The following is a 3,722-nucleotide window of genomic DNA, read 5'->3' on the forward strand; positions in this document are numbered from 1 at the left end:
ATAAGGGACAGACTGAGCGAATTAAGTCGATGGTTGTTTATCCAGTCCTGTCTCACAGCAATGTAATTCTCGGGACTCTCGTTGTTCATTGCGACAGAGAGAATTTCTTTAGGAGTGAGGATGCTAAATTTTGGCGAGAGGTCTTTGAGGGGTTTGCGCGAAGGTTGGCCCTGGAGAAGACCCGGATCGACGTTATGATGAGTCCTGCGTTTCATTCCATTATGGGGTTTACTATGACTCCGCCTTTCTAGATTCAGTGAGTGGTGCGACGTTGTCGAATCAGACCAAGGATCTCTTTGCAGAGTTCGCTTTCTGCCCGTATGCGGCCCGCATGGTTCGTCGTTGGTGCTTCGGCCTGGATGATGCCGCTCAATGCGCAGACACTCCTCGGATAGGTTTTCGAGGCACTGCAAGGCATTGAGGGAAGTGGGCCCTCCTGGATTCGAACCAGGGACCAATCGGTTATGAGCCGACAGCTCTAACCGCTGAGCTAAGGGCCCTCATGCGCCAACCAACCGCGTGACGGATTGCATATCGCCGGGCGCGCAGTCCTGGCAAGGGGCCTCGTTCCACCCACCCTCAGCGCTTCCGTTTCGCTCCCACACGCGGCGCCGGCGCCTCTCGTGACACCTTCACGCGGAAGGTGTCCCCGCGCTGAGTCACCTCCACGCCCTCGGCCCGGAGGCGCCGTGCCTGCTCCTGGGCCACCTGGGACGCCAGCGTCCCGTCCGAGCGGGTGACTCGCCACCAGGGCAGCGGCACGTCCGGCTGGTGGGGCAGGGCGGCCATCTCCCGGCCCACACCCCTGGCGGCCCCAGGACGGCCCGCATAGAGCGCCACCTGGGCATAGGAGCGCACCTGCCCGCGCGGAATCGCCCGGACCGCCTGCCACACCGCCTTGGAGAAGGGGAGGGGTGTCGTCGTCTTCGTCTTCGCTCGGAGCGCCACGGCCCCGGACTCTAGAAACACGAAGGCCCCCGGTCCACGAATGGAGCGGGGGCCCACATGCCAGCTCAGCTCAAGCCCGGCTCAGCTCTCCACGAAGGAGCGCAGGCGCTTGGAGCGGCTCGGGTGGCGCAGCTTGCGCAGCGCCTTGGCCTCAATCTGACGGATGCGCTCGCGCGTCACCTCGAAGTCCTGGCCCACCTCTTCCAACGTGTGGTCGGACTTCTCGCCGATGCCGAAGCGCATGCGGAGCACCTTCTCCTCACGCGGCGTCAGCGTGGCGAGCACCTTCCGGGTCTGCTCCGCCAGGTTCATGTTGATGACCGCGTCCGCCGGCGACACGAGGCTCTTGTCCTCGATGAAGTCGCCCAGGTGGCTGTCCTCTTCCTCGCCAATCGGCGTCTCCAGGGAGATGGGCTCCTTGGCGATCTTCAGGACCTTGCGGACCTTGTCGAGCGGCAGCTCCATCTTCTCCGCGATCTCCTCCGGCGTCGGCTCGCGGCCAATCTCCTGCACCAGGTAGCGGCTGGTGCGGATGAGCTTGTTGATGGTCTCAATCATGTGCACCGGGATGCGGATGGTGCGGGCCTGGTCCGCGATGGCGCGGGTGATGGCCTGCCGAATCCACCAGGTGGCGTAGGTCGAGAACTTGTAGCCGCGCTTGTACTCGAACTTGTCCACGGCCTTCATCAGGCCGATGTTGCCCTCCTGGATGAGGTCCAGGAACTGCAGGCCGCGGTTCGTGTACTTCTTCGCGATGGACACCACGAGGCGCAGGTTGGCCTCCACCAGCTCGCTCTTGGCGCGCTCGGCGCGGCGCTCACCCAGGCGGATGGCGTCGTAGTTGCGGCGCAGCGACTCGACGGGGAGGTTGGCCTCCTCCTCCACCTTCTTGATCTTCCGCACCGCCGTGCGCACGTCGCGGTCCAGGACCTCCAACTGCTCCGGCGTGAGGTTGAGCTGCTTCTGCAGCTTCTTGCCGATGTTGGGGTTCTCCCGCGACTCCTTCAGCTGCGGGCGCAGCTCCTTCATGGAGCAGTCGTAGCGGCGCTCCAAATCACGCAGCTCGTCCTCGGCCTTGTCGACGCGCTCGATGAGGGCCTTGAGGTTGATGACGATGCGGTCCACCTGCTTCTTGTTGAGCCGCATCTCCTCCAGGACCTCCATCATCTTGGTCCGGAGGTCCTTCATCTCCTGCTTCACTTCCTTCTTGCGCACCTCGGTCAGCTTCTTCTTGGAGGACAGCTCCTCCTCCAAGACGTCGCAATCCTGGGCGAACTTGCGGAAGCGCTCGATCTGCTTGCAGATCTGCTCGATCTTGTTCAGCTCGCTCTGCGCCAGCTGCGCGGGAGCGTCACCCTCGCCGATCTCCTCGGGCGCCTCGTCGGCACCCTCGGCCTGGGCCTCTTCCGGCGCGTCCTTGATGACGTCGCGCACGCGCAGCTTGGCCGTCTTCAGCTTGTTGCCGATGTCGAGGATCTCCTCGACGGCCACCTTGCACGCCAGCAGCGCGCGGAGGACTTCCTTCTCGCCCTCCTCGATGCGCTTGGCGATTTCGACCTCGCCCTCGCGGGTGAGCAGGCTGACGCTGCCCATCTTGCGCAGGTACAGGCGCACCGGGTCGTTCGACTTGCCGCCCGGCTCGTCGTCCTCGTCCTTCTCGTCCTCGTCGGCGTCTTCCTTCTCTTCCTCGACGGTGACGGTGGGCTTGATTTCGTTGTTCTGAGCGGCCTTCTGCGCGTCGACAATCTCGATGTCGTTGTCGCCGAACATGCTCATCACGTCGTCGATCTGATCGGACGACACGATGTCGGCGGGGAGCGCGTCATTGACCTCGTCGTACGTGAGGAAGCCCTTCTCACGGCCCGCGGCGAGCAGGTCCTTGACCTCCTTGCGCTCGGCGACCGGATCCTCCTCGATGTCGTCCTCGACGGCGTCGGGGTCCACCTGGACGGCGGCGGCGGCCTCTTCCGCGGCCTCCTCCGGGTCCACGTCATCGCCCATGGCCGGGGCCACGCCCTTCTTCTTCTTCTTGAGCTTCTCCGTCGCCTCGGCGACGACGTCCCTCGCGGCGAGTTCTTCCTTCTCCTCGGCGCCCGTCTTGGCCCCCTTCGCCGCGGCACCGTCCGGAGCCTTCTTCTTGCGGATCACCGGATCCACCTTCTTCTTGGTGGGCTTCACGGACGCCTTCGAGGGCTTCTGCGTCGGCATTCGGGTACTTCTCCTTGAGCAAATTCAGGGGCTTGAGGCCTGGGCGAGCCGGCCGATCTACCGCAAAGTCAGGGTTTCTTACAAACGCGAACTCAAACCGGTTGCATGGGCGCCTTTGTTCCCGAGGAGGCAGGCTTGAGCTCCTCCAGGACACGCTTCTTGAGCGCCAACAGTTCCACGCGCTCTGCCAGGAGCTGGCGCGTCTCCTCTGTCAGGTCGAACGCCCCCGGCGTCTGCTCCGTCGCCCGCTTTATATAAACGAGCCGCTCGTCGATGCGCCGCACCATGATTTCCCTGCAGATGGAGAGGAACGCCGCCTCCAGGGGGACGGGCTCCGAGGGGAGCTGCCGCAGCGCGCTCTCAATGCCGCGCTTCACGGCTTCCGAGGATTCAAAGAGCGCGTCGTTGGCGCCGTGTCCCGACGTCGCATGCGCCAGCGCCATGCGCAGGCCCATGTGGGACAGCTCGTCACACACGCGGAAGGTGTCCCGCGCCATCAACCGTGGCTCTTTCAACACCGCGCCCACGTAGAAGCACTCCAGCGCGGGGGGCGGCTTCTCCAGGGG

Annotated in this window: 2 protein-coding genes, 1 tRNA gene and 1 pseudogene; all 4 read right to left on the bottom strand. The window is 64.1% G+C overall.

The features are described from left to right. Positions 1-427: 427 nt before the first annotated feature. Positions 428-500: transfer RNA gene (locus tag G4D87_RS35090), tRNA-Ile, on the bottom strand. Between the two features lie 79 nt (positions 501-579). Then, a complete protein-coding gene (locus tag G4D87_RS35095) occupies positions 580-948 on the bottom strand; it encodes an MGMT family protein (RefSeq protein ID WP_240358860.1) in 369 nt (122 codons plus the stop codon). An 81-nt stretch (positions 949-1,029) separates the two neighbouring features. Then, positions 1,030-3,156 carry an RNA polymerase sigma factor RpoD gene (rpoD, locus tag G4D87_RS35100; protein WP_163787055.1) on the bottom strand — a complete coding sequence of 709 codons (2,127 nt, stop codon included), beginning with the start codon at positions 3,154-3,156 and terminating at the stop codon, positions 1,030-1,032. 92 nt (positions 3,157-3,248) lie between these two features. After that, a pseudogene (locus G4D87_RS35105) lies at positions 3,249-3,722 on the bottom strand (DNA primase); the annotation flags it as partial.

It is taken from the genome of Myxococcus vastator (genome assembly GCF_010894475.1).
GTDB classification, from domain to species: domain Bacteria; phylum Myxococcota; class Myxococcia; order Myxococcales; family Myxococcaceae; genus Myxococcus; species Myxococcus vastator.

Excerpts from the sequence above, each read along its gene's own strand:
- rpoD (WP_163787055.1), bottom strand. The coding sequence starts at position 3,156 with ATGCCGACGCAGAAGCCCTCGAAGGCGTCCGTGAAGCCCACCAAGAAG.